At 72.2% G+C, this 25,951-nt stretch carries 20 protein-coding genes and 1 tRNA gene; 6 read left to right on the top strand and 15 right to left on the bottom strand.

The features are described 5' to 3' along the window. Positions 1 to 16: 16 nt before the first annotated feature. The 10 genes from LO763_RS26525 to cobA form a co-directional block, all read right to left on the bottom strand. A complete protein-coding gene (locus tag LO763_RS26525) occupies positions 17 to 487 on the bottom strand; it encodes a hypothetical protein (protein WP_230791018.1) in 471 nt (156 codons plus the stop codon). A gap of 39 nt (positions 488 to 526) precedes the next feature. Next, the gene (locus LO763_RS26520) at positions 527 to 742 is read right to left on the bottom strand and encodes a DivIVA domain-containing protein (protein WP_230791017.1); all 216 of its coding nucleotides are present in this window, start codon (positions 740 to 742) and stop codon (positions 527 to 529) included. A gap of 92 nt (positions 743 to 834) precedes the next feature. Next, entirely contained in the window at positions 835 to 3,006 is a 2,172-nt protein-coding gene (locus LO763_RS26515) for a transglutaminaseTgpA domain-containing protein (protein ID WP_230791016.1), read from the bottom strand. Next, positions 3,003 to 4,283, bottom strand: coding sequence for a DUF58 domain-containing protein (locus LO763_RS26510; RefSeq protein ID WP_230791014.1), 1,281 nt, complete (start codon positions 4,281 to 4,283; stop codon positions 3,003 to 3,005). Before LO763_RS26510 ends, LO763_RS26515 begins: the two co-directional genes overlap by 4 nt. Next, positions 4,280 to 5,263 carry an AAA family ATPase gene (locus LO763_RS26505; protein WP_369432094.1) on the bottom strand — a complete coding sequence of 328 codons (984 nt, stop codon included), beginning with the start codon at positions 5,261 to 5,263 and terminating at the stop codon, positions 4,280 to 4,282. The genes LO763_RS26510 and LO763_RS26505 overlap by 4 nt, the downstream gene beginning before the upstream one ends. Before the next feature lie 57 nt (positions 5,264 to 5,320). After that, positions 5,321 to 7,954, bottom strand: a complete 2,634-nt coding sequence (locus LO763_RS26500) for a fibronectin type III domain-containing protein (protein WP_230791009.1) — start codon at positions 7,952 to 7,954, stop codon at positions 5,321 to 5,323. Between the two features lie 325 nt (positions 7,955 to 8,279). Beyond that, the gene (locus LO763_RS26495) at positions 8,280 to 8,648 is read right to left on the bottom strand and encodes a type II toxin-antitoxin system VapC family toxin (protein ID WP_230791001.1); all 369 of its coding nucleotides are present in this window, start codon (positions 8,646 to 8,648) and stop codon (positions 8,280 to 8,282) included. Positions 8,649 to 8,691: 43 nt separating this feature from the next. After that, positions 8,692 to 8,955, bottom strand: coding sequence for a type II toxin-antitoxin system Phd/YefM family antitoxin (locus LO763_RS26490; protein WP_230791049.1), 264 nt, complete (start codon positions 8,953 to 8,955; stop codon positions 8,692 to 8,694). A gap of 193 nt (positions 8,956 to 9,148) precedes the next feature. Beyond that, positions 9,149 to 10,240, bottom strand: a complete 1,092-nt coding sequence (locus LO763_RS26485) for a hypothetical protein (RefSeq protein ID WP_230790999.1) — start codon at positions 10,238 to 10,240, stop codon at positions 9,149 to 9,151. A gap of 228 nt (positions 10,241 to 10,468) precedes the next feature. Further along, the gene (gene cobA / locus LO763_RS29290; RefSeq protein WP_369432093.1) at positions 10,469 to 11,683 is read right to left on the bottom strand and encodes a uroporphyrinogen-III C-methyltransferase; all 1,215 of its coding nucleotides are present in this window, start codon (positions 11,681 to 11,683) and stop codon (positions 10,469 to 10,471) included. A 240-nt stretch (positions 11,684 to 11,923) separates the two neighbouring features. Here cobA and LO763_RS26470 point away from each other — a divergent pair, with 240 nt between their 5' ends. Then, positions 11,924 to 14,101 (top strand): transglycosylase domain-containing protein, encoded by a 2,178-nt coding sequence (locus LO763_RS26470; RefSeq protein ID WP_230790998.1) that lies wholly within the window; start codon positions 11,924 to 11,926, stop codon positions 14,099 to 14,101. Between the two features lie 6 nt (positions 14,102 to 14,107). Here the strand turns inward: LO763_RS26470 and LO763_RS26465 are convergent, their stop codons facing one another. Further along, positions 14,108 to 14,941, bottom strand: a complete 834-nt coding sequence (locus tag LO763_RS26465; RefSeq protein ID WP_230791045.1) for an SURF1 family cytochrome oxidase biogenesis protein — start codon at positions 14,939 to 14,941, stop codon at positions 14,108 to 14,110. A gap of 39 nt (positions 14,942 to 14,980) precedes the next feature. Between LO763_RS26465 and LO763_RS26460 the strand changes: the two genes are divergently transcribed. Further along, entirely contained in the window at positions 14,981 to 16,321 is a 1,341-nt protein-coding gene (locus LO763_RS26460; protein WP_230790995.1) for a dipeptidase, read from the top strand. 51 nt (positions 16,322 to 16,372) lie between these two features. Here LO763_RS26460 and LO763_RS26455 read toward each other — a convergent pair whose 3' ends face one another. Continuing rightward, entirely contained in the window at positions 16,373 to 17,431 is a 1,059-nt protein-coding gene (locus LO763_RS26455) for a M48 family metallopeptidase (RefSeq protein WP_230790993.1), read from the bottom strand. A gap of 410 nt (positions 17,432 to 17,841) precedes the next feature. Here LO763_RS26455 and LO763_RS26450 point away from each other — a divergent pair. The 4 genes from LO763_RS26450 (at position 17,842) to LO763_RS26435 (ending at position 20,888) form a co-directional block, all read left to right on the top strand. Then, a tRNA-Arg gene (locus LO763_RS26450) sits at positions 17,842 to 17,915 on the top strand. A 395-nt stretch (positions 17,916 to 18,310) separates the two neighbouring features. After that, positions 18,311 to 19,141, top strand: a complete 831-nt coding sequence (locus tag LO763_RS26445; protein WP_230790992.1) for a hypothetical protein — start codon at positions 18,311 to 18,313, stop codon at positions 19,139 to 19,141. Between the two features lie 39 nt (positions 19,142 to 19,180). Further along, a complete protein-coding gene (locus LO763_RS26440) occupies positions 19,181 to 19,891 on the top strand; it encodes a hypothetical protein (protein ID WP_230790990.1) in 711 nt (236 codons plus the stop codon). Between the two features lie 226 nt (positions 19,892 to 20,117). After that, positions 20,118 to 20,888, top strand: coding sequence for a hypothetical protein (locus LO763_RS26435; RefSeq protein ID WP_230790987.1), 771 nt, complete (start codon positions 20,118 to 20,120; stop codon positions 20,886 to 20,888). Between the two features lie 70 nt (positions 20,889 to 20,958). Here the strand turns inward: LO763_RS26435 and LO763_RS26430 are convergent, their stop codons facing one another. The 3 genes from LO763_RS26430 to LO763_RS26420 all read right to left on the bottom strand — a co-directional run bounded on the left by LO763_RS26430 (position 20,959) and on the right by LO763_RS26420 (position 25,583). Next, a complete protein-coding gene (locus LO763_RS26430; RefSeq protein WP_230790985.1) occupies positions 20,959 to 21,567 on the bottom strand; it encodes a hypothetical protein in 609 nt (202 codons plus the stop codon). Positions 21,568 to 21,581: 14 nt separating this feature from the next. Further along, positions 21,582 to 23,849 (bottom strand): hypothetical protein, encoded by a 2,268-nt coding sequence (locus tag LO763_RS26425; protein WP_230790983.1) that lies wholly within the window; start codon positions 23,847 to 23,849, stop codon positions 21,582 to 21,584. A gap of 363 nt (positions 23,850 to 24,212) precedes the next feature. Next, on the bottom strand, positions 24,213 to 25,583 hold the full coding sequence (locus LO763_RS26420; protein WP_230790981.1) for a hypothetical protein: 1,371 nt from the start codon (positions 25,581 to 25,583) through the stop codon (positions 24,213 to 24,215). Positions 25,584 to 25,951 lie beyond the last annotated feature (368 nt).

The raw sequence follows: 25,951 nt of genomic DNA, 5'->3' as shown, positions 1-25,951 counted from the left end.
CGCTCGCATGTGTTCGCTAGGTGAGGGAGACGAGGGCGATCAGGCCCGCGAGCGCGGCGAAGCCGCACGCCACGAAGCCGATCACGAGCCCGGTGACCGCGACGCCGCGGCCCGAGACGCCCCCCAGCGACCCGCGGATCTGCCGCATCGCGTAGGCCGCGAGCGACACCGAGCCGACGCCGAAGAGCATCCCGAACATGAAGAACGCGACGCCCGTCCACGGACTGAAGGCCGCGGAGAGCAGGCCCGCCAGCGCACCGAGGGTGCCGCCGATGCCCGCCACCAGCGAGCCGACGGCCGGTCCCGAGGGGATCGGCCGCAGCCGCGGCTGCACCATGTAGTAGCCGTCGATCATGACGGGGGCGGGCTGCCACACCGGCGGCGCCACCGGGTGGGGATGGTAGGGCGCCTGGTACTGCTGGGGATGGCCCGGGACCTGCGGCGGGCCCTGCGGGGCCGCGTTCGGCGGCACGGGAGGGGGCTGCATGTGAGGGTTATACGGGTCCTGCGAGGTCACGACCCCAGATTAGCCTCCGCGAAGCGATCTCGCGACTTCGGCGAAATACTCGTCGACCTCCCCGGTGTCGTAGCCGCGCATCGTCAGTTGGAAGCCGAGATTGGTGAGGGAGTCGGGGTGCGGGGGCGCCCCCGCCTCCGTGGCGGTGCGGATCCGGGCGACGGCGCGGTCGACTTGGGTTCGGTCGTATCCGCGGAAACGGACAGAGAAGAAGGGGTTCTCCATACGTCACAGTCTGCCAGGTGATTACCACGTATCGGGATCGGCCCACCGCAATGACCATTTGTAGGGAATTGTCAAATGTGAACGGGCACAATCTAAGCGAGGAAGCGTTTCCACCATTTCACCTGGTGTCGGACGATCCGGGGATAGGACTCGGCGATCGCGGCGGCGGCGCGAGCGTCCTCTTCGGAAACGGCGCCCGGCGCGAACCCCGCGGCGTTGACCAGACGCGGCAGCGCGCCGATGTCCGCCTCGAGCGCCGCGAGCCGGGCCGCGGCCTCCTCCGCGTTCGCGTGGCCGGGCACCTTCACGCCCGCGCGGGCCGCCTCGGCGAGCACCTCGGCCCAGGCGCCCGCGACCCGCTCGGCAGGGCTCCCCCGCCGGAGCCTGCGGCGCCGCCGCAGCGCCCTGCGGACCTTGAACGCCAGCGGCACGCAGGCCAGGAGCAGCGCGGCCGCCGCGTACCAGACCCACACCGGCAGGCTCGACTCCTCCGCCCCGGCCTCCTCGTTGAAGTCGCCGTCCTGCTCCAGGGACTCGTCGTTGTAGTCCTCGGCGTCGCCGCCGCCCCCGGCGTCCTCCTCGGGGCTCGGCGTCTCCTCCTCCATCTGCTCGAGGGTGTCCTCGGGCGGGGTGGGGACGGCGCCCGCGGCGGGCATGGGGTCGAAGCGGACCCAGCCGACCCCGTCGAAGGCGACCTCGGGCCAGGCCAGGCCCTGCGCGGCCGTCACCGTGCTGCCCCCGGCGGGCACGTCGAAGCCGACGACGACGCGGCTGGGCAGGCCGATGAGGCGCGCGAGGAGCGCGTAGGACGCGGCGAACTGCTCCGAGGTGCCGGTCTGGCCGCCGACGGCGGCGGAGCTGCCGAGGAAGAACCCGAGCGCGGGCAGGTCGTGCCCTGAGGGGGCCTCGGCGTCGAAGGCGTAGTGCTGCCCGAGGAAGTCCGCGAGCCCCTGGGCCCGGGCGTACGGCGTGTCGTACTCGGTGCGCACGTAGTCGGCGATGGTCGCCATGACCTCGGGGGTGCCCATGGGGACGGCGACGCTGGCGGGGTCCGAGAGGTCGGGCCGGGCGGTCTCGGCGGCAGCCGGGTCGGCGGACACCAGCGCGGAGTCGACGTGGAACCTCGCCCCCGTGGCGAGGCCGTCGGGCGTGAGCAGGCAGCGCGTGTACAGGTTGACGGCGATCGGCAGGTCGGTCACCGTCGCGGGGTCCGCGGCGGCGGGGACGAGCTTGCCGCCGAGCTCGATGATCTCGACGTCGGCGCTGTAGGTGGCCTCGCCGCTGCCGGGGATCACGGTGCCCGCGGTGCGGAAGTCGCCGCCGGCCTGCCAGGTGGTGCCGTCGTACTCGGTGAGGACGGCCAGGCGCATCCAGGCGTCGCCGCTGGTGTCGGCCTTGAACAGCTCCTGCTCGGGGTATTTGGCCCACTCGGCGATGCGCACGAGCGGGTTGAGGTCGATGTCGGTGAGCTGCGGCGGCTCGACGAACTCGCGCGGGTCGCCGGGGCTGGCGGTGACGAGCCGGGCGACGGCGGGGCCGAGGACGGCCACGGCCGCCAGGAGCACGGTGGTCGTGATGACGGCGCCCAGGAGCGCGGGGGTGCGGGACGGCGCCGGCCCGTCGACCTGGGCGGCGCCGTCGGGGCGGCGCTCGGGCGGGGCGGCGGTGACCGCGAGCGCGGCGGCGGCCAGGACGCAGTAGGCGATGGCGTGCAGCGGCCCGGGGTCGGCGTTCGGGCCGACCAGGTAGAGCCCGGCCGCGTACAGGAGCGTCGGGGGCAGGCAGCCCAGGAGCGTGCGGCCGTAGCGGATCGCGAACTCGCACGCGAGGGTCGCGGCGAGCCAGGTGAGGAAGAGCGGGACGACGACGGTGTCGGGCGCGGGCTCGACCGGGATGAGCGCGGTCAGCGTGCGGGGCACGGCGTTGACGAGGGCGTCGACGATCGTGGCGCCCAGCGGCTCGGTGCCGTTGCCGGTGAGGGCGATGGCCCCGAGGAGGTAGGCGGCCAGGCCGGTCGCGGAGGCGCTCGGCGCGACGAACGCGGGCCGGTTGCGCAGCGCGAAGCCGATCGCGAAGGCCCCGAAGGCGGCCCCGGCGACGAGGAGGACCAGGAGCTGCCCGTGGTAGACGCGGGCGGCGACGGCGCCCGCGAGGGCGCACATGAGGGTGAGGCAGGCCGCGACGGCGGCGACGCGCAGGCGGTAGCGGGTCCGCCGCGCGCGGCGGGGCGCGGGCGCGGTCGGCGGCGCCAGGGTCTCGTTCACAGCCGGGTCCCACCGTTGTTCCAGGCCGCGGCGAACTGCTCGCCGTCGGCGGCGCGGACGGTGGGCAGGCCGCCCGCGAGCGCGGCGGAGGTGGGGAGCCCGGCGGCGAGGTGGACGGCGATCACCGTCGGGTAGGCCCGCTTGAGGGCCGCCAGCCGCTCGGTGGGCGGCTCGGTCCCGGTGATCCACACGAGCGTGTCGCCGTAGCGGGCGGCGGTGAGACGGGCGACGTAGGCGTCGAGGCTCTCGGCGGCACCGGGGTGGAGCTCGGCGAGGAGGTCGCCGTAGGCGTCGCGCCCGGCCCCCGAGACCGTGGCGCCCGAGGCGGGCACGAGGGCGGCGTGGTATTCGGCGCGGAAGCAGGCGGTGAGGATCGAGTAGGCGGCCTCGCAGGCGGCCTCGAAGGGGTCCGGCGCCTGCGGGCCCGGCGCTTCGGGCCAGCTCTCGGCGCGGTCGTCGATCGCGATGGCCACGGTGGGCAGCGAGGTGTCCAGGTGCTCCTTGACCATGAGCTTGCCGATGCGCGCGGAGGTGCGCCAGTGGACGTGGCGCAGCTCGTCGCCGATGACGTACTCGCGGAGGGCGTGGAAGGTGAGCGAGCCCTGCTCGACCTTGTCGGCGGTGCCCTCGAGGGAGCGGGCGAGGCCGTCGGGGGTGCGGGCGAGCCGGTGGAGGCGCGGGTGGATCCACAGCCGCGCGGCGGGGCCGAAGTTCCCGGCCGTGGCGGCGAGGCCGAGGAGGTCGCGCTTGCCGATGCCGAGGGGCCCGGCGTCGACCACGCCGCGGCGCTCGGCCCTGATCGGGTAGCTCGCCGCGGTGCTCTTGCCGGGCCGCAGGCGCGCCAGCGGGACCGAGACCCGGCGGGTCTCGACGCCCCGCCCGTGGAGGTGCTCGGGGGCGCCGTAGGCGTCGACGGCCCGGGCGTTGACCGACCGCCAGCGGCCGGTGTTGCGGACGGTGAGGCGGACCGTCGCGGTCTCGTCCACGGAGACGCGGTCGGGCACGACCTCGCGCTCGACCTCGAGGCGCGGCCGGGCGGCGATCACCGACCCGGCGGCGACGCAGGCGAGCGCGGCGGCGGCGCCCACGGCGGCGAGCTCGGGGTAGCCCCAGACCCAGCCGGCCGCGAGCAGGGCGACGGCGGCGACGGCGAGGCCGACGCCGCGGCCGGTGACCGGCACGGCCAGGGCGAGGTTCGCGAGGCGCTCGGCGCGCCCCGGACCGGAACGGTCGGCGGGGCCCGGCTCGAGCCCGGCGGCCGGAGCGGTCTCGTTCATGCCGCCGAGGCGGGCAGCGGCACGGGCACCTGCTCGAAGGCGTCGGCGACGATCCCCGCGCCGGTGGCCCCGCGCATGGCGGCGTCGGGGGCGAGCTGGACGCGGTGGCTGAACACCGGTCCGGCGAGGGCCTTCACGTCCTCGGGGATGATGTAGGTGCGGCCCTGGGAGAGGGCGAACACGCTGGCCGCGCGGGTGAGGGCGATGAGCCCGCGGGGGCTGACGCCGACGGCGACCTGGGGGTGGTTGCGCGTGGCGTTCGCGAGCTGCACGAGGTAGGCGTACAGGGGCTCGGCGATGTAGACGTGCTTGGCCATCTCGGCCATCTGCGCCACGGTGTCGGTGTCGACCACGGCCGGGAGGTGCTCGGGGCTGCGCTGGTGGGTGCCGCGGAGGACCTCGATCTCGGCGGCCTCGACGGGGTAGCCGACCGAGAGCTTGACGAGGAAGCGGTCGAGCTGGGCCTCCGGGAGCCGGTAGGTGCCGTCCATCTCGACGGGGTTCTGGGTCGCGACGACGAGGAACGGGCTGGGCACCTGGTGCGGGTTGCCGTCGACGGTGACGCGGCCCTCCTCCATGACCTCGAGGAGCGCGGACTGGGTCTTGGGGCTGGCCCGGTTGATCTCGTCGGCGATCACGATGTTGGCGAAGACCGGGCCGGGGTGGAACTCGAAGGCCCCGCTGCCCTGGTTGAAGATCGTGACGCCCGAGACGTCGGAGGGCAGGAGGTCGGGCGTGAACTGGATGCGCCGCCACTGGCCGGAGACGGCGGCGGCGATCGCCCTGGCGAGGGTGGTCTTGCCGGTCCCGGGCACGTCTTCGAGGAGGATGTGGCCCTCGGCGAACATGGCGGTCAGCGCCAGGCGCACCACCTCCTGCTTGCCGAGGACGACGGTGTCGACCGCCGCCGCGAGCCGCTCGAAGGCGGCCGCGAACGACTCGGCCTGCGCGGCGCCCAGCGTGACCTGCTGCTGCTGCATGCTCCTAGGCACTCGCAACGGGTGGGTCTGCTCGGTGTCGTGCATTCATCTCTCCTGCTAGCACTCCGGGAGGTCTCCGGTGGAGTTCTTGCCTACGCCGTCGATGTTGAACCATGCGAACGGGATGTAGGCATTCGAAGCGTAGTCGATCTTGATCCACTTGTTCGAGGCGTTCTTGCCCTCGTGGTAGTCGTGATAGCCATCGCTCTCGTCGCCTCGGACCCCGACTTCCGTCCCGGTGGTCCAGCAGTAGGCCTTGTATCGGTCACCGGTGTTGGTGTACCCCTGGTGGCTCCCGCCGCTTGGGGCGTTGTAGATCGACACACCGTTGGCACCGCCGCCGTCCGCATTCGGCTTATTGCAGTAGGCGGTGCTCATCGAATCGCACCCGAAGAACACCTCGCCGTTGATGGTGCTGGTCGAGGCGTTGTAGGTGCCCGAGGTCATATTTCCGGCCGGGTTGGAGATCTTCACCTGGAAGGAGTACGCCGTCGAGGCCTTGAGGCCGGTCACGGCGTAGACGTCGGGGCAGGACTTGGTGTTCTGCGTGACGCCGTCGCTCAGCAGGGTGCACTGTGCGTCGCTGCTGCCGCCGTCGTCGATCGCCAACGTGAGGTTGACCTGGCCGCCGGTCGACTCGTGGCTCTGGATCTGCACCGAGGGCACACTCATCGTGTTCGAGGTGGTGGTGGCCGGTTCGGACTCGCCCGCCTCGTTCACCGCGGTGACGCTCACCTGGACCTGCTCGTTATTGCCGAAACCGGACAGGCTCGCCGTGGTGCCGCTGGCGACCTCCTGCTGCTGCGTCCCGGCCCGCACGATGTACTTCTCGATGTCGCGGCCGTTGTTGGACGGCTGGTTCCAGGACACGTCGATCGTGCCCGCGGCGGTGGAGGAGCTCTGGGCGAGCAGGTTCCCCGGTGCGTCGGGCACGTTGAACGGCGTGACCGAATTCGACGGCTCCGAGGGCGCCGAGGCGGCCGACCCGGCGAGGGTCGTCACCTGGAACACGTATCCGGTGCCGTAGTCGAGCGTCCCCTCCGGCACGGTGAAGGACCCGCCGTCGGCCTGGCCCACGACGATCTCCTGGCCGGAGGCGATGGCCGCGACCTGGTAGCCGGTGATGTCGTTGCCCTCGCCGTCGGCCTCTTCCCAGGTGACGGTGACCGTGCCGTCGTTGTTCGCCGTCGCCTGGACCGCGCCGGGCGCTCCCGGCACGTCCGCGGAGGGCGTGATCGACGGCGAGGTGGCGGTGTCGCCCTCGCCCTCGGCGTTGTGGGCGGTCACGGTGAACGTGTACGGGGTGCCGTTGTCGAGGTCGCCGATCTCCAGGACGCGCTGGTCCGGGGCGACGTCCCAGGTCTGCCCGGCGCCTTCGACGACGTACTTGGTGAGCGCGGAGCCGTTGTTGGGCGCGGCGTCCCAGGACAGGTTGATGAGGCCGTCGCCGACGGTGCCGCCGAGGTTGGTGACCGCGCCGGGCGGGCCGACCTCGGGGGCGGACTCCTCGTTGCCGTCCTCGTCGCCTTCGTCGCCGCCGGTCTCGTCCTCCGGCGGGGCGTCGCCGCCGAGGATGTCGTCGCGGTCCTTCTCGGCGAGGCGGGCGTTGCCGTCGGAGGAGACGACCACGGCCGCGTTCGTGTTGACCGCGTTCGCGAAGAGCGTGTCGCCGGTGTGGTAGAGCTCGATCGGGCCGTTGCCGGAGTCGATCTCGATGCGGGTGAGCTCGTTGCCGTCGAGGTCGTAGACCCACACGAGCCCCGAGGCGCCGTCCGGGACGTAGATGCGCTGGTGGAACTCGACCGAGGCGCCGAGCAGGTTCGAGGCGCCCGCGGCGATGTCGAAGGTCCGGGTCTGGTCGTCGTTGACGGTGACGACCGAGGGCGGGTCGGTCACGGTGACCGAGGCGATGGTGCCGGGGCTGGTGTCGGCGGTCTCGGCCGGGCCGGCGAGCTGGATGTCGGTCTCGGAGCGGCGCCCGTCGGAGCGGATCGTCGTCATCTTCTTGACCGTGGAGTTGAGGACCGCGACGCCGTCGCCGAGGACGGTGAGCGCGAGCTCCTGGCGGGGCTGGGCGACGACCTCGGTGCCGAGGGTCTTCGCGCCGGAGTCCTGCGGTTCGATCTGGACGATGGTGCCCTCGCGGGGGACGCCGATCCACAGCTTGCCGCCGGAGTCGAACGCGCCGCCGGTGAGGCCGGCGGGGAACTGGAGCGGGTCGCCGATCGCGCTGAGCGTGGAGGGGTCGACCTGGTTGACCAGGCCCTGGGTCTGGTCGATGATGAACGCGCCCTCGTCGGCGAGCGCGAGGCGCACGCCTTCGCCGGGGGCCGTCTCGGCCTCGCCGGTGAGTTCGAGGGTGGACAGGTCGATCGCGGAGACCTTGCCGGTGGCGATCTCGCGGAGGAGGAGGTGCGAGTCGGTCTGCTCGACCTGGACGGCGTTGCCGGCCGCGTCGGTGAGCTCGAAGCGGACGTCGGTGGCGGCGGTGAGGCCGTTGACGCGGGCGAGCTCGCCGGCGGGGGTGGTCCACAGCCACAGGCTGGCGTCCTCGCCCTGGTTCTCGCGGCTGAAGGCGCCGGTGCCGAGGAGGGTGGCGACGAGGGCGCCGACGAGCACCACGGGGAGCCCGATCGCGATGAGCAGGCCCTTGACGTTGAGCCTTCGGGCGTCGACGTTGCGAGTGGTCATACGGGGGGTTCCTCTGCGGATCAGCTTGGCCGGGCTATTCACGGTTCGGGGCCCCCGGGGCGGGGCGTGGGCGCGGTCCGGGCCCTGGTCGGCGCCCGCTGGGACGCCGCACGGACACGAGCCTAATTCGCGTGCGCAATAGGGACTAGGCTCCCATTGTCACAAGACGGCAACGGTCGCGGGTCGCCGAAAGTGGCGTGAGCCGGTCAGGTTACCGGCGCGTATCGCCAGGCTGAATGTCGCCCGAAGAGCACGGAACATCGCTGAGCTCGGGACGTCTGCGGCTCACAGGCTTCGATGCGGGAGCTCGCCGCCACTCGAAGCTTCAGACCGCCTTGACCTCCAGGAGCGATCCGAGCGGGTCGAAGTCCTTCGGGTTGCGGGTGAAGAGCGGCAGCTGGTTCCGGATGGCGATCGAGGCGATCATGAGATCGGCGGTGAACTTGCGGGGCTTGCGGCCGGCCGCGAGCGTGAGCAGCGTGACGGTGCCGAAGACCCGGGCCGATCCTTCATCGAACGGGAGCGGGTTGCGAAACGACTGCAACACCCAGTTCAGAACCTGCTGTCGGCGAGCCTGCTCGAGGACATCGCTTCGCGCGGCGTGCGGGCCTGCATGCAGTTCAGCGAGAGTGACCGCGCTGATCGCACTGATGTCGGGCAGATCCTCTCGCGGCAGCGAGTCGAAGTCGATCACCACCGAAGTGTCGAGGACTCCGAATTCGTGACCAGATGCGCGCTCAGTCATTGCGGCGCTCGTACGGGTCTCGCCATTCCCAGTCGATGTGTTCGGACAGGTCTTCCCGGAGACGGCGGAAGTCTACGCGAGGCAGCCCTTGCGCGCTCGCCTTCAATTGGTCGGTGGGCACGAACGGACTTTCGTCCGCCAGCGGCATCAGCCTGGCGACCGGGGTGCCGTTCCTGGTGACGATGATTTCCTCACCCGCTTCAGCGGCGCGCAGGACAGCGGCACTGTCGTTGCGGAGCTCTTTCTGAGTGATCATTCGACTCACGGCCCAATATTACCCCAGGCGCTACCGAAGGCGCAGAACGCTACGCAATTCTTGGTCAGACGGCGAGCCGACCAGGGTGCGAAAAGGGCGGCGCGCCGTGCGCGCCGCCCTCGGGTTCCCGTCTGCCGGGACGGCGCAACCGCTGCGCCTCCGTCGGACCTGTCATGAACGGCCGGGAGAGGAGTCAGGCGGCCTCGCCGAGTTCGAGGATGCCGGAGCGGCGGGTGCGGGCGACCACGGCCAGCGCCAGCAGCTCCACGGCCACGTGCGCCTCGGCGAGCTCGCCCGGCGTGTAGACCGGGCTGTCGATCCCCGCGACCGCCTCGCGGATCGCCAGCTGGGACTGGGTGAGCCTCCCGGAGGCGGCGATCACCGGCAGGCCCAGGCCCCGCAGGTGCTGGGCGCCGTAGCGGGCGCCCGCGGCGTCGGCGGCGGCCAGGACCACGCCGTCGACCAGCTCGCGCACGAGCGGGTGCTCCAGCAGCGCGGAGGTCTCGGCCTGGAGGATGCCGTCGGCGATCTCCATGACCACGGCGTCGACGTCGTGCGCGGCGGCGTGGTGGTAGAGGGTCTGGGCGAGTTCGGCCAGTTCGGGGACGGGGATGCCCGCGGTGGTCGGGTAGCCGCCGTCGGTGAAGTCGGCGGCGACGACCGCGCCGGAGTCGCGGAACATCCACGGGTCGCCCCCGGCGCCGGTGCCGGTGATCTTGATGCCCGCGACGCGGTGGCCCGCGCGGGACAGGCCGCGGATCACGGAGGCGGCGGTGGTGGACTTCCCGGCGTTCATGGAGGTGCCGACGACGCAGACCACGGGCGGGTGGTCGCCGAGCCCGAACGGGGCGAGCATGTTGAAGCGCCGCAGGTCGATCGGCACGCCGTCGCGGTCGGCGAGGACGCCGACGGGCTCCAGGCGGGTCGGGGGGCGCATGTCGCCGTGGCGGGAGAGGACCTCGCCCGCGACGCCGCCGGCGGCCACCAGGTCGACGGAGGTGCCGAGGACCTCGGGGACGCGGGACTCGTACTGGTCGGGCGCGTAGCGCTCGCCGAAGGCGAGGAGGACCTCGTCGCCGGGGTAGATGGCGGCCTTGCGGCCGGTGGCGAGCTCGAGCCAGTTGTGGTGGCCGATCGCGTCGACCCGTGCGACCAGGATATGGCCGGGCCTGGGCGCGCATTCGTCGACCAGGGTCAGTCCGGGCAGCGTCAGGTCGACGTTGCGGACCGCGTAGGCGACCTTGAGCCGCGAAGCGAGCTCGGCCGGGAACTCACGGATGCGCATGCACACTCCAAAGAGGACAAAAAGGGTCGGCGGGAGCACCCGCTCGAATGGAAGTACACCTGTGATTCAGAATGGGATCACGGTGGCAGGCGCGGCGACCGCCGCGCTGTTGATGGACGAATATTACGGCCTGTGTCGGTCCTTGTAAAGAGTGGATCGGGTAAAACCGCGGCGGCGCCGGAGTGAAGCTCCGGCACCGCCGAGATATCGGGTCTCACCTGCGAAGACTCACCGTCCGCGGCCGGCCCCGGGAAGGGTCCTGGCGCGTGCCGCGACGTCGCCGATGACGATCACCGCCGGGTGGTGCGCCTCGGTGTCGCCGAGGTCGGAAAGGACGCATTCGCGGACGGTCTGGTTCTTGGTGGTCGCATTCTCGACGATGCGCACCGGGGCGTCGGGACTGCGGCCCCCCGCGATGAGGGCCGCGGCGATCGGGCCGCGGTTCTTGACGGCCATGAGGAGCACGACGGTGCCGTTCCCGGCGCCGAGGGCCGCCCAGTCGACCTTGCTCTGCGGCCCGGGCGGGACGTGCCCGGTGGCGACGGTGAAGTCGTGGACGACGCCGCGCTCGGTCACGGGGATGCCTGCGGCGGCGGGCCCGGCGATCGAGGAGGACAGGCCGGGGACGACCTCCACGGGCACGCCGGCCTCGACGCACGCGTCGAGCTCCTCGGCGCCGCGGCCGAAGACGAAGCCGTCGCCGCCCTTGAGGCGGACCACGAACTTGCCGGCGAGGGCGCGGTCGACCATGACGGCGTTGATCTGCTCCTGGGTGGTGTGGCGCCCGTACGGGAGCTTGGCGGCGTCGACGATCTCGACGTCGTCGCCGAGCATGTCGAGCAGTTCCTGAGGGGCGAGGCGGTCGGAGACGACCACTTGGGCCTGGCGCAGCAGTTCGAGGCCGCGGAGGGTGATGAGGTCGGCGTCGCCGGGGCCGGCGCCGACGAGGGCCACGCCCGCCCGGGGGGCGGTGCGGGTGCGGGGGGCGCCGAGGTCGCCCGTGCGCAGGGCGGCGGCCACGGCGTCGCGGACGGCGGCGGCGCGGCGGGGGTCGCCGGAGGCGGAGACGGCGACGCTGACACCGTCGAACCCGGCCTGGGCGAGGGTCCAGGCGTCGGAGGCCTCGGCGTCGTCGGCCCGGACGCACCAGGTGCGGTCCGCCTCGGCCTCGGCGGCGACGCGGGCGTTGACGGCGGGGTCGTCGGTCGCGGCGAGCACGAACCAGGCGTCGGCGCCGTCGCCGGGGCGCCACTCGCGCCGCTCCCACCGGAGCTCGCCGGCGGCGGCGTAGTCGGCGAGCGTGGTGGTGGCCTCGGGGGCGACGAGGCGGACGCGCGCGCCGGCGGCGAGCAGGCGGGGGACGCGGCGCCCGGCGATCGAGCCGCCGCCGACGACGAGCACCGTCTTGCCGCGCAAGCGCAGACCGACCTCGTAGACCGACACGTGTGCCTCCTCAGCACTCACTCCGGACGCGGGCCGGGGCCCGCGGGACTGCGACAAGCGTAGGCGGGTTTCGTCGCGGTCATCTAACCGGCGCGTTGCGAGCCTGTTACGCGGGACGGGCGGTGCGCGGCGGCCCCGAGTGATGTGAGTTCCTTTTGCATTCAGGCCCTTGGTGAAAGCGATACCGGCCCTCATGAGTTTTTTCACCTTGGGAGCGTGCATGTGACCTAGGCTGGTCATATGCGCGATCGACCCCGCCAGCACCGTATGCCCGGACTGTCCGCACTCAGCAGCGACCAGAACGGACCGCCCGCCGAAGGGGTGTACGCCGTCCTGCGCACCGGCCTGCTCGTCGGGCTGGCGATAGCGGCGCTGATGTTCCCGCTGGTCGCGATGGCCGGGCTGAGCGCCAAGGCCGGGTTCGACACCATCGACACGCTCTCGGTCGAGGTCACCGACACCGACCCGCCGCTGACCTCCTACGTCTACGCCGCCGACGGCGAGACCCTCATCAGCCTCTTCTACGACGAGTTCCGCCGCGAGGTCGCGCTCGACGAGGTCTCGCCGGTCATGCGCCAGGCCATGGTCGCCGCCGAGGACTCGCGGTTCTACGAGCACAACGGCGTGGACTACCGGGGCATCGCGCGCGCCTTCGTCGCCAACCAGAACTCGGGCGGGGTCGAGCAGGGCGCCTCGACCATCACCATGCAGTACGTGCGCGGCGCCCTCCAGCTCAACGCCGAGTCCATCGACGAGGTCATCGCCGCCACCGAGCAGACCGTGACCCGCAAGATGCGCGAGGCGCGCCTGGCCATGGCCGTCGAGGAGCAGCTCTCCAAGGACGAGATCCTCGAGCGCTACCTCAACCAGGCCTACTTCGGGCACAACGCCTACGGGATCTTCGCGGCCGCCCAGGTCTACTTCTCCAAACACCCCTCGGAGCTGAACCTCCAGGAGTCGGCCGCGCTGGCCGGGCTCGTGCAGGCCCCCTCGGCGTACGACCCGATCACCTCCGACCAGACCGACGCGCTGGCCCGCCGCAACTGGGTGCTCGACCGGATGGTCGACAACGACTACGTCTCGCGCGGCGACGTCTCCGAGGTGCGCGGGCTGCCGATCGAGCTCGACACCTCCGACCCGCCGAACTCGTGCATCGGCGTCGAGGGCACCACCACCGAGTACGGGTTCTTCTGCGACTACTTCCGCCGCTGGTGGCGCGAGCAGGACGCCTTCGGGCCGACCCCGGCCGAGCGCGAGAAGGAGCTGCGCCAGGGCGGGTACACGATCATCACCACGCTCGACCCGGAGATCCAGGAGATCGCCAACGACACGGTGAACAAGGCCAAGCCCTCCACCTCCAAGTTCGCGCACGGCGCGGTCGTGATGGAGCCGGGCACGGGCCGGATCAAGGCGATGGGCCTGAACCGGGTCTTCTCGTACGACCAGAGCGAGAACGGCCCGCACTCGAACCCGTCCTTCGACCGCAAGGGCAACTACCCGAACACCGTGAACCCGGTGCTCGGCGGCGGCCCCACCGGCGGCTACCAGGCCGGTTCGACGTTCAAGGTGTTCACCATGCTCGCCGCGCTCGACGCGGGCTACCCGCTGAACTACGACATCAACTCCCCCGACCGGGTGGCCACGAGCTTCGTCTCCGCGACGACCGCGTGCGGCGGCCGGTGGTGCCCCAAGAACGGCAACCCGCAGATGTCGGGCAACCGCGACATGTGGTCCGGGTTCGGCATGTCGGTGAACACGTACTTCGCGCAGCTCATCGACCGCGTCGGCGCCGACAAGACCGTGGAGATGGCCGAGCGGATGGGCCTCCAGTGGCGCAGCGAGGGCGACGCGTACTACGCCTCGGAGGAGCGGCGCGCGGGCTGGGGCCCGTTCACGCTGGGCGTCTCGGACGTGCAGCCGGTCGAGATGACCAACGTGTTCAACACGCTCGCGGCCGAGGGCGAGTACTGCGAGCCGATACCGGCGATGCGGATCATCGACCCGCACGGCCAGGAGCTGGACGCGGCCGCGCCGCGCTGCCACCAGGAGCTGGACGAGGACGTCGCCCGGGCCGCCACCGACGCGGGCCGGTGCGTGACCTGGACCCAGCGCAAGGGCGTCAAGTGCGGGGAGTGGGGCACCTCGCCGAACGTCGCCGAGCTCGCGGGGCGGCCGATCGCCGGCAAGTCCGGGACCACCGACGACGACCGGACCTCGTGGTTCCTGGGGTACACGCCGCAGCTGAGCATCGGCGCGTTCATGGCCGACCCGGACTACATCTTCAACTCGGTGGGCAAGTCGAACACGACCGCCTCGAAGACGACGGTGGGGACGATCTTCAAGGAGGCGCTCGAGGGCGTGCCCATAGAGGATTTCAACCCGCCGTCGAGACAGATCCAGTTCGAGGGGAAGGAGTGACGGGCCCTACGGGGTCCGGTGCTCCACCGGGTCGGCGGGACTGACGCCCGCCTCTTCGACAGCGGTCTCGCCGGTCTCCGGCGGGGCCGCTTCGCCGTCCTCCCCGCCGCCCGCGGAGGCGGCGGCGTCGAGCTCCCGGCGCTCGCGGCGCGCCAGCACGGTCCAGCCCACCGGGACCATGGCCGCGAACAGCGCCCACTGCCCGGCGTAGGAGTAGTTCTGCCAGTCCTTGAACGAGGGCGTCTCCAGGGCCGCGAGGCCCTCGGCGGGCTCGACGTCGGCGATCCAGGCGCTGCGCAGCTCGTAGTCGTAGTGGGGGGCGAGCAGCTCGTCGCTCAGGCGCCGCGACTCGAGGCGGCCGCCGGTCTCGGTGACGCCGCCGCTGGCGTCCTCGTACTCGTAGACGCGGCCGGTGACGGTGACCTCGCCGGAGGGCGGGGCCGGGTAGTCGGGGACCTCGCCGGTGCTCTCGGAGGCCACGAACCCGCGGTCCACCAGGATCGCGGTGCCGTCCTCCAGGACCAGGGGGGTGACGATCTCGAAGCCGTTGACGCTGTTGTTGGTCTGGGCCCGCAGGACGGTCTCGCGCCCGGCGTCGTAGACGCCGGTGGCCTCCACGAGCGTCCACCGGACGTCCTCGTCGAGGGCCTGCCCGGCCGGGAGGGACCGGTCGAGGGGGGCCGCTTCGCGGCTGTGCTCGATGACGTCGTTGGCGGCGGCGCGCTCGACCGCGCGGTCCCACTGCCACTGCGAGAGCAGCGCGCAGACGACCATCACGACCACGCCGGCCAGGGTCAGGCCGGCCCAGCGCGGCGTGAGGACGAACCGGTATCGCTGCATCACGCGGCCGAGTCTAGACCCGGCATAGGATGGCTCCCCATGAGCGATGTAGTGAATGCGGTGCGCGCCGCCATGCCCGCGGTGCGCGCCGACCTGGAGGCCCTCGTCAAGATCCCGGCGATCGCCTTCGAAGGACTCGACCACGAGCCGGTCCGCAGAGGGGCGAAGGCCGTCCAGCGCCTCCTGGAGGACGCCGGCGCCGCCGAGACGCGGCAGCTGGTCCACGGTCCCGGGCAGCCGAGCGTGTACGCGCACTTCCCCGCGCCCGACGGCCAGCCGACGGTGCTGCTGTACGCCCACCAGGACGTGCAGCCGGTCGGCGACCTGTCCCTGTGGGAGCAGGAGGACCCGTTCACCGTGGTCGAGCGGGACGGGCGCCTGTACGGGCGCGGCGTCGCCGACGACAAGGCCGGGGTGATGGCGCACGTGGCCGCGCTGCGCGCCTTCGGCGGGAGGCCGCCGGTGGGCGTGAAGCTCCTCATCGAGGGCGAGGAGGAGTTCGGCTCCCCGACCCTGGAGGGCCTGCTGCACGACCACCGCGAGCTGCTGGCCGCCGACGTCGTGGTGATCGCCGACTCCACCAACTGGAGGACCGAGGTCCCGGCGCTGACCACCACCCTGCGCGGGGTCGTCAACGTGTTCGTCGAGGTCCGCCTCCTCAAGGGCGCGGTCCACTCGGGGATCTTCGGCGGGCCGGTCCCGGACGCGCTGACCGCGCTCGCGCGCCTGGTCGCGACCCTGCACGACGAGCACGGCGACGTGGCCGTCTCCGGCCTGGTCACCGGCGCCAGCAGCGACCTGGACTACGACGAGGCGGCGCTGCGCGAGGAGGCCGGGATGCTGCCGGGCACCGAGTTCATCGGGACGGGGCGGCTGACCGAGCGGCTGTGGTCGAAGCCGACCGCGACGGTGCTCGGCATCGACGCGCCGGGCGCGGCGGAGTCGGCGAACGCGCTCCAGCCGGCGGCGCGCGCGAAGGTCTCGTTCCGGCTCGCCGCGGGCGACTCGGCCGCGAACGCGCTCGAGGCGGTGCGGGCCCACTTCGCGGCGCACGCCCCGTGGGGCGCGACGGTGACGGTGACGCCCGAGGGCGGCCTGGGCGACCCGTGCGCGGTCGACACGACCGGGCCCGCCTACGGCGCGGCCCGCGCGGCGTTCGCCGAGGCGTGGGGCGGGACGGCGCCCGTGGAGATCGGCATCGGCGGCTCGATCCCGATGATCGCGACGTTCCAGGAGCTGTTCCCCGAGGCCGAGATCCTGGTGACGGGCGTCGAGGACCAGTACTCGAACCCGCACGGCCCCAACGAGTCCCTGGACCTCGCGATGTTCGAGCGGGTGTGCGTGGCCGAGACGCTGCTGCTGGAGAAGCTGGCGCGCTGACGGCGGGAGGGGTCCGGCGGACCGGACCCCTCGGCACGAAGCCCTATGCGGTCAGGGGCGGTCGCGGAACTTGCGGAGGAGTTTCGCGAGCGGGTCGCCGGAGGTCTCGAAGAGGTCCTTGTAGGACTTCGCGGCGGCCTTGGCCTCGGCGGTGATCGAGGCGTCGGCGTCGTCCTCGCGGCGGGGGTAGTCCCCGGCGAGGTGGTCGCGGTACTCGCCGTCGTCGATCCAGGACTTCAGGGCGGCGGCGCGGGCGACGGCGAAGTCGTGGCTGCGCTGCTCCAGGAGCATGAGCTTGAGGAAGCTGTCGCGCAGGTCCCCGCCGGTCTCGAACTCCTTGGCCTGCTCCAGGAAGGCCGCGGTGTCGACGTCGTGGAGGTCGCCGCCGCCGGCCAGCTTCGCCATGACGCGCACGGCCGCGGCCGGGTCCTGGACGGCGAGCGCGCCGGCCCGGTCGGCCGACAGCTCGGACTTGCGGCTCCACTCGTAGAGCGCGGCGGTGATGACGCGCAGGCCGACCACGCCGACGGGTATCCAGGCGACCGAGGTGGTCAGGCGCAGCAGGACCATCAGGAGGGTCCGGTAGAGGCCGTGGCCGGAGAGGGCGTGGCCGAGCTCGTGGGCGAGCAGGAACTTCAGTTCGGTCTCGTCGAGCATGTCGAGCGAGCCGGAGTTGATCACGATCACCGGCTTGTCGATGCCGATGCACATGCCGCCGAGGTCGGGGTTGCGGGTGATGTAGAGCTCCGGCAGGTCGGCGGCGTCGAGGACGGCGCCGACGGAGAGGTAGGCGTCGTGGACGCGCGAGTACTGGTGGCGGTCGACGCGGATGGAGGAGCCGACGAGGCTCAGCCGCAGCGCCCGCTCGGAGATCGCGCCCGAGAGTTTGCGCACCACGATGTCGAAGCCCTTCAGCTCCCGCAGGGCCACGAGGGCGCCGCGGTCGGCGGGGTGCTCCCAGGCCCGGGTCGATATGCCGCGCAGGTGGATCGGGCCGCGCGGGGTTTCGCTGACCTCGACCGGCCGGTCCTCGGCCGGGGCGTCGGCGCCGTTCGGGGCGTCTTCTTCGGGTGCCGAGCCTTCTCCGGCGTTCGGCTGGTCGTCGCTCATGCCCGCTCCTCACGATTGGCTCTGGAGCAAGTGTGGCACGCCGACGCCAGTGGTGACGTCTCCCCGCCGCCGCCTGGATGCGAACGCTCGGCGGCCCTCGGATGGACGCCGGATTTCGACCCGGGTGTCCCGCGAGGGGCGCGGGCGGCCGGGAGGCATAGCGGGCATTGCCGCCCACATAGGTCGAGGTAACGAATCGGCGTCAACCCGCGGCGCGGCGCTTGACACTCGTGCGCTCAACGACTACTCATTGATGTGGGTCAGCAATTCCGGGGCGTCGTGGAGAATCGTTTGGGGTGTTCTTGCGACGCCCCGTATCCGTGCCCGCAATACGTCTCCCCGACCCCCCGATCCGGCCGACGGGCGGGTATTCTTGCGCTGGCGCGGCGCCCTCGGTGCGTCCTCGCCGTGCCTCAGTAGCTCAGCTGGATAGAGCACCGGACTTCTAATCCGATGGTCGCAGGTTCGAATCCTGCCTGGGGCGCTCACGCCCTCGGGACGCCGGGCCTCCGATCCGGTGGGGCTCGCCCAGGACCCGGGGAGATCCGAGACGTCCGAGGCAGGGGCGCAGCCCAAGGGTCGCGGTTCATCGCCGGACTCGGCTCCGGACTCGAACCGGGCCTCCTCGCGGGGTTCGAGGAGTTCGTCGGGAAGGCCGTGCGGGCTCCGGGGAGGGCGAGAGGCCGCGGGCCCTGACGCTGAGCGACCGGGGCATCGGCGGGGCACGCCGGGGAGAATGGCGCCCTTGCGCTGGTTCCGTAGAATTCGCGTCGGTGCCATGAGCGCCATCGGCCCGTCGCGTGAATGGGGCGGGCGACGCCGGGAGCGAACGTTTCGTCGGCAATCCACCAGCGGTTGCGGCCTCGAATAGGAGCAGCGATGGGGCTTCCGAAACCGGTCGGGAACTGGGCGCACAAGACCGATGCGGCCGAAGGCGAATGGGCGCGCGACGCGGTCGACTCCTGGGCCCGGGACATGGAGTTCCCGCGGCCGTTCAGCTGGGGTGAGGCCGAAGCGGCGGTGCTCGCGCGCGACTACCCGCCGCTGCCCGGATCCCTCGTGACGCGCCTGGTCGGCGTCGTCGCCCGGGTCCTCATCGGGGTCCTGGCGGTGCCGACCCTCGGCGGCGCGGTGGTCGGCTTCGCGGCGATCGCGGCCGCCGTCGCCCAGGACGGCCAGGCGGCCGCCGAAGGCCCGCTCTCACTCGCGACCATCCTGTACCTGTTCGGGACGATCAGCGTCGGCTCGATGCTGGGCATGTGGTGGGAGACGCGGCGCCGAAGCCCGGTGCTGCTCATCGGCTCCGGTGCCGGCACGCTCGCCGCCGCGGCCTCGTGGGCGGTGCTCGCGCTCTCACCCGTCACGGCCGAGGGCTGGCTGCCGCTGCTGATCATCGCGACGGCGGTGATCGGAGCGGTGGCGTTCCTGCTCGGCGCCTTCTCGAAACCCGAAGGGCGGCCGAAGAACCGCAAGCCCCCACGACGCGGCCCGAGGGGCGACGAGCGGTCGCGCGCTTCGAGGGCGCGGCAGCGGCTGCTGGAGGTCATCGTCCACCGGAGGCTGGTCGACCTCGACGAGGCCGACCGGATCCGGGTCGCCGAGATGCCCCTGGGGTACTGGAACGAGCTCGACGGCCTCAGCGAGCGCGAATGGCGGCGGGTGCTCGAGCGGCGCCACGTCGGCTGGCGCGAATTCGACGCGAGAGGCTGAACCCCCTTTGCCCACTGCCACCGAGACCGAGGACGTCTGATGCCCAAGGCCGCCGCCATCCAGCCCAACGAGTGGGCGACGACCCGCGACGACTTCACCCCGTTCGAGATCGGGGCGCTCAACCGGGTCGTGCTCGACTACGCGCACGTGGAGCTGACCTTGGCGAGGCGCTGGTACCGGCGCACGGCGCTGGGGAGGACGGCCGCCGGGCTCGGCTTCGCCTTCACGATCCTCTCCCTGTGCGCGGCCGTGGCCCTGGGCTTCATCATGCTCACCGGCGCCATCGACAACGAGGCGCTGCTCCCGGTGGCGTGGGCGGGCGCCGGCCTGTCCGCCTGCGCGGTCCTCGGCTTCTTCGTGCCGTGGGCGCTGACGCCGTACCGGCAGTGGGACCGGACCCTGAACGGCATCGCGGTGATGATCACCGTGATCGCGACGCTCTCGCTCGGAGCGGCGCTCGTCCGGCGATGGGAGGCCGCCTCGAACGCGGTGCTGGCCGTGCCGTTCGTCCTGCTGGCGGCGTTCGCGGTCGGCGTCATCGTCGCGCACGTCCGGCTGCGGGTCGTCGAGAAGCCCCCGGCGGTGGACGCCGCATCGCTGTCACCGGGCGACATCGCGGTCCTGCGGAAGGTCCGGCAGCGGGCGCTGAAGATCCTGCGGCATCGGAACGTCGTGGCGTACAAGGACTTCCACGGGTACGACGACGCCCCCTTCGACACCGCGCCCGGAGCGGCGGAAGGCCGGTCCTGACGCCCGAGGCCGCCGTCGTCCAGTCCGACGGTGCCGACCCGCGATCGCGCAGCGGGGTGTGCCAGGAGCGTTGGGGACCACCCTGACCCGCAAAAGGCTCTGGCACTGCCCCGCCGATCGCCGCCCCTCCCGGTCCGGGCCGTCGGCTAGGATCGACGGGCTGTCGAAACCCCGTCCGATGGGATCAGGTCTCGCAATGTCCGGTAAGTCACGCAGCGGTCGGCGCATGGAGTCGCGAATCGGCTCCTTCCTCGGCCCCGAGCGCACCTCGATCTTCGTCCGCCGCATGCGGATCATCGGCGCCTGCCTCGGGATCGCCCTGATCGCGGTGTCCGTGGTCCTGGGAACCATGAACGGCGGATTCGAGTGGACCGACTACCACAGCTCGACCGCCCGCAGCAGCGGCGGGACCGGGCTGTCCTACGAGGGCTCCGGCGTCGTGTTCGGGCTCGTCTTCCTGATCGGCCCCCTCGGTTTCGGCTACGCGCTCCATGCCCGCGCGGGCGATCTGCTGTACCTCGACGGCACCCAGCTGACCGTCGTGCGGCCCGGACGGCGCGCACCCAGAACCTTCGACCTCTCCCGGGTCCGTTCGGAAGTGCGCCTGGAGAAGGTGCCCGGTTCGCGGCCCGGCAGCGCTGAGGCGCGCGAGAAGGTCGGCAGCTACCGGCCGGTCCTGGTGGTGCTCTCCGAGACCGGTCGCCGCGAGGCCGTCATCGAACTCGCCGACCAGCGCAGCCGCGCCATGCGCCTCTCCGATGAGACCCGGGCGCTCGAAGCCGCCATGCGCTTCGGCGTCGACCCCGCGATCCAGCGCGCGGCGGGCCGGCTCCGCACCCTGCTCCGCTGGACGAGGCTCCCGGTCATCCACGACGCCGCCCCCGACGCGATCCCGGTGAGCCCGGATGACGCGGCATCAGCGCCGATCCCGCGAACCCGTGTCGCCAGCGGTGTCGAGGGACCGGAGATCGAGGTCGTCGAGCAGGGCCGCGGCTGAGCGGTCCCGCGAGAGAGCTCCCCCCGCACCCGACGGACACCGCAGGTCCGGGCACGCCATCGATCGACCGTCAGCCGCCGCCTGGGGCCACGACGCGGCGTTCGGAACTGAAGGGCACGCTGACGCGCTCGCACTGCTCGCGCAGCACGGTGGAAGTCGTCTTCCGCGAGGCCTTGGAGATCATGCCGAGTCGGACGTCGATCCTCCCGCCGAACGGGACGAACGCCATGCGTTGTTCGCCGGTGGCGCGCTCGCGTACGCCACCGGTGTTGAGCGTGACGATGACGTGGACGTGGATCCCCTTGCCCTTGTGCTCGCGCTCCTCGACGTGGACGGCCTCGATCTCGCGCCAGCGGACGTCCAGCCCGCCATGGGTCACCAGGCCTTCGGGCACGACGAGCAGCTCGATCAGAGCGTCCGGATCGGGGTCGCCGGCGTGCTGTTCGCGAAGCGGCCGGTACATGAAGAACCAGACTCCGACCATGACCCCGGCCAGCGCGACGATGATGATCAGGTCGACCGGGAAAGCCGCCATGAAACCGACCATGACCGCCCAGGCGGCGCCGGCGATCAGCACCACCTTGACCACCGTCAGCATCGCCTTGGCGTCACGCGGATCCGCGAGGTGTCGCAGCAGTTCTCCGCTGCGAACCGGCGGCTCCCGGAGGGATCCGGACACAGGCTTCCCTCTGGTCATGCCGATGCGGTTCGCAGCGCCATGGCGCGGCGGACCTGATCGGTCTGCGCCCGTGCGTAGTCCTGGAGCTGCGCGTCGTTCCTTTTGTGGGCGTTGCGGCTCAGGGTCTCCAGTTGCTCCAGGGCGCCTTCGAAGTCGTCGAGCCGCCGGTAGCACTCGACGAGCAGCCTGCGGTTCGCGTCGGCCGTCGACGGCTCCTCGAGGCTTCCGTGCTCCCGCAGTTCGTCGAGGACGTCGGCTTTGACCTCCGCGGCGTCGACCGCGTCGTCGAGGCGACCGGCCGCGAAGTACCCCTGCGCGAGCCAGTGCCAGTGCATGGCGGGCACCCCGCTGTAGCGCTCCACGGCGATCAGCTCCTCCAACGCGGGCACGGCCTCCGCCTCCCGGCCGTCGCCGATGAGGCCTCGGGCCTGCGCATAGCCGAAACCCGCCCGCACTACTCGCGGCGTGTCCGAAGGGAACCCGGCGATCCGCCCGCCGATCTCCCTGCGGTACGCGGCCGTGGTGCCCGCCTCGGCGTGGGCCGTCTCGAGGTAGGAGAACGCGTGAACCGCCTGGGCCGGCCAGTCCGCGTCCAACGCGGCGTCGCGCATCGTCGCGGCCAGCGCGACGACCTGCTCGGGCGGCAGCTCCCGTTTCACCGCCCGGTGCACCCGGTGGCCCGCGACGAGGGCGACGACATAGGGGTCGCCGGATTCGGCGGCGTCCTCGGCGGCGCGGGCCAGCGCGCGGTCGACCTCGTCCGAGTCCAACCCCGTCATCACGTTGGCGAACGCGAACTCTGCGCGCGCGATCGCCCCCGGATCGGGCAGTTTGCGCAGCAGGTCGCGCATCTGGGTGACCACCGGCACCGCGTCGTCGAGCCTCCCGTTGTCGGCCATCCACATCGCGGTGTCGCACAGGCAGAGCGCGAAGCGGACCCACTCTTCCTCGGCCTGGTACCGCTCGGCCGCCTCGTGCAGGGCGGATCCCTTGTCCGGTCCGCCGTGCAGCAGCGCCAGCAGATGCGCATGGCGGGCGGCCAGGTGCTCAGGCGGCCGCCCGAGTGCCCGGAGGTGGTCGCCGACGGAGGTGCGCTGGTCGCGGTCGAGGTGCCACTCGGCTCGGGACAGCACCTCCTCGGCCGGCAGGCTCTCGGGGATGCCGTGGGTGAACCGGTGGCTGGCGGCGCACATCCGGACCCGCGCGACCGGTCGCGCGGCGAGGCGGGCGCGAACCCGGTCGCCTTGGGCCGTGGTGCCGTTGCGCGCGTCGAACCGCGTCGCGAGGTCGAGCGCGGTGCCGCGCATCCGTTCGAGCATCTGCGCGGCGTCGACGTACTCGTCCTCGTCCTGCTTCGCCCAGCCGATGGGCTCGTCGCCGCGGCCGGCGTCGACCATCTGCCGCATCAGCACCGCCGTGGCGGCGGCGAAGTCCATCTTCCCGGTCGGCCGGTTCAGGGTCGGGAAGCCCCACATCATCCTGCTGAGCGTGTCGAGACCCGCGTCGAGGTTCCCGGTGAGCGCGCAGAACTCGATGAGCTTGCCGTGGTACTCGTAGCGGTACACGTCGCGGTCGACGCCGCGGCGGGCGAGCCGGAACGCGCGCCGGGCCTCGGCGTGCAGGCCCAGCCGCGCCAAGGGGAGGAGCATGTCGACCTGCACCGGCACGGGGGGCTCGTCGAAGGTCCGCGCGCCGGCCAGCACGGGAGCGGCCAGCTCGTACGCCGCCGCGTCGTCGCCGCGGTCGGTGAGCCGGTCGACCTGCAGGGCGAAGTCCCACAGGTGCGTCCGGTCCGGTCCGCCCGCGGCCGTCCACTGGCGGAAGTAGTGCTGCTCCTGGTCCCAGTCCGCGGCGATGTGCGCCACGGAGCGGCGGGTCGCGTACACCTCCCGGAGGTCCCCGCCCGCCGTCCGGTAGCGCTTTTCGAGGTCGTCGAGCGCTGCATAGATCCGGGGCAGGCCGATCGCCGGGAACTCGGCCATCGTCTGGATGATCCGGCAGTACCAGGAGCGCAGCGCGGCGTCTTCGTACGGATCGAGCTCGTGCCTGCGGGCGTCGTGTTCGGAGAGGCAGCGGGCGAAGAGGGGAAAGGCCCGGTCCCATTGCCGGCCCACGCAGTACGCGTCCGCCAGCGCACGCCGAGCGAAGAAGGCGAGCCGTGCGAAGCCTCCGGCCTCGGCGGCGCCGACCACGTCCTCGAGCCGCGCCTGCTGCACCTCGAAGTCCTCCACCGCCTGCACCGACTCCAGCGCGGCCCACAACTGCGGTTCCCGGTGGCTCATGCGTCCTTCTCCCGGTCGTAGTGACTCCCGCACGCGGGCGTGCGGTCCAATGCGGCCATGGCGGATGGGGGCGTCCGCAACGCCCCGCAGATCAGCCCGACCGCGTCCACCAGTGAAGCATGTTCCCGCAACTCGGGTCCTTTCGCGGAGCGGGCCGTCGAGTTCCGGGCCGCCTGCTCGGGGACGGTGACATGCGGACCTTCACGGGCTCGTCCACCGATGCCTCCGGCCGGAAGCATCGGCGGGCGCGGCCGAGCAGTCGTCCACCGGTGAGGACGCCGACCGCGCCACCGCTGCCGCGCGAGGCGAAGCCTGCTCGGCATCGGCGTCGAGCTCGCGAGCGCTTCGGTGCCGGCCCCTCGGTCAGGTCGAGCGGGCGTTCTTGCCGACCTTGACGTAGCGGGGGCCGTGGAGCGCCGGGCCGCGCTTGGCGCGCAGGATCCGGCCGTCCTCGCCGGCCGACCAGACGGGCCGGGTGGGCCAGCGCCGCATCAGCTCGTTGCGGAGGTCCCGGCCGCGCACGTTGGCGACGCCGTTGCCCAGCAGCGCGGCGACGAACAGGCACCCCGAGACGATCATCACCGCGATCGACTCCTCGCGGTACACCACGAAGACGTCCTCCGAGCCCAGGCCCTTGCCCTGGCCGACCATGTAGGAGGACACGCTGAACACCAGGCCGATCCCCGACAGCGCCGCGCCGACCAACGCGAGGGGGTGCATGCGCCGCTGGGCGTGGTGGGCGAGCAGGTCCTCGGCCGGGCGGCCGGCGCGCGGATCGGCGAGCCTCTCGAGCAGTTCGGCGCGTTCGGCCCGGCGCCGGCGCCAGTCGAGCAGGACGCCCGCGACCGCGAGGATCCCGGCCAGGGGCACCAGGACCGCGAAGATCACCAGGCCCCCGGCGAGGAGGCGTTCGATGAAGGAGTTGTAGGTGACCTCGTCGCACTGGGCGCCGGGCTTGGGGGTGGCGCCGCAGCGCATCGTCACCGACGCCTGGAGCGCGACGAATCCCAGGACGAGCAGCGCGGTGGCGGCGAAGAGGCACCGCTCGGCCGGTGTCACGTAGCGGAGCTTCACGTTGCCGGGCGAGCGGAACGACCGCTTCCAGGCGGCCGCCTCGTCGCTGGAGCTCCAGTTCGCCGCGATCAGGGCCTGGCGCCGCTCGTGGGCGGGGGTGAGCCGCTTGGGGCCGGCGAGGCCGAGCAGGGCCATGAGCGCGGCGTAGCCGAGGAGGAGCCAGAAGACGAGCACGTCCTCGGAGCCGTCGTCCTCGGCGATCGCGATGCCGAGGCCGATGATCCCGAAGATTCCGGCCATGGCGGCGTTGCCCCAGCCGAAGATCGTCAGTTGCATCGCCGGTTCGCGGGTCACGGAGATGACCTGCTCGGGCGAGGGGACCTCGTGGCGGGACGCGCCGCGGGCGGCGGCCTTGACGAGCGCCCTGGAGGTGGTCAGTTCGCGCAGGAAGACCGCCAGGGCGAATGCGGCCCATGCGACCAGGGCGAACACCATGACCATGCCGGCGCTCATACGAGCGAGGTCGTCGATGGCGTGCTCGAGTCCGGGATCGTTGAACAGGTGCTCCTCGGCGAGGATGCCGCCGATCATCATCAGGACGAAGGCCGCGGCCAGGCCGATCAGGAATGCGAACAGGGCACGGACGCTGGCCCGTGCGACCTCGCCGCCCAGACCGACGGGGTATTCGTGCCAATGCCAGGACCGACCGTCGTCGCTCACTGCGGGCTCCCTTTCTCAGACGATTTCCGCCGCATCCTACGAAAGACCCGCCACCGGAGTCCAGCAGCGGGGCGGGGCGCTCTTGAAGCGGGCGGCCGCGTCGTCGAGACGATGGCGGCGGTCGCCCCGGCCGCGTCTCCGCCTCCGTCGGAGGGCCTGCCGGAGGCGGCCGACGCCGCGCGCGACCTGCGGCGTCGAAGGCGGGAGCGCGGCCTTCGCCCGGGAGGGCCGACCGGCCTCGGAGGAAGCGGGCCGTGCTCGGTGCGTCAGTCGAAGGCGCAGCATTCCAGCATGTCGTCGCCGAAGTGCCGCAGCAGGACGTCGCGGAGCGGCCCGTGGGGGCGGCTGGGGCCGTTCTTGGCGTAGGC

The sequence above is a fragment of the Glycomyces amatae genome, assembly GCF_020991375.1.
Classification (GTDB): Bacteria; Actinomycetota; Actinomycetes; order Mycobacteriales; family Micromonosporaceae; genus Glycomyces; species Glycomyces amatae.
The sequence above is the reverse complement of the archived record's forward strand: the minus strand, read 5'-3'. Positions and strand labels throughout refer to the sequence as shown.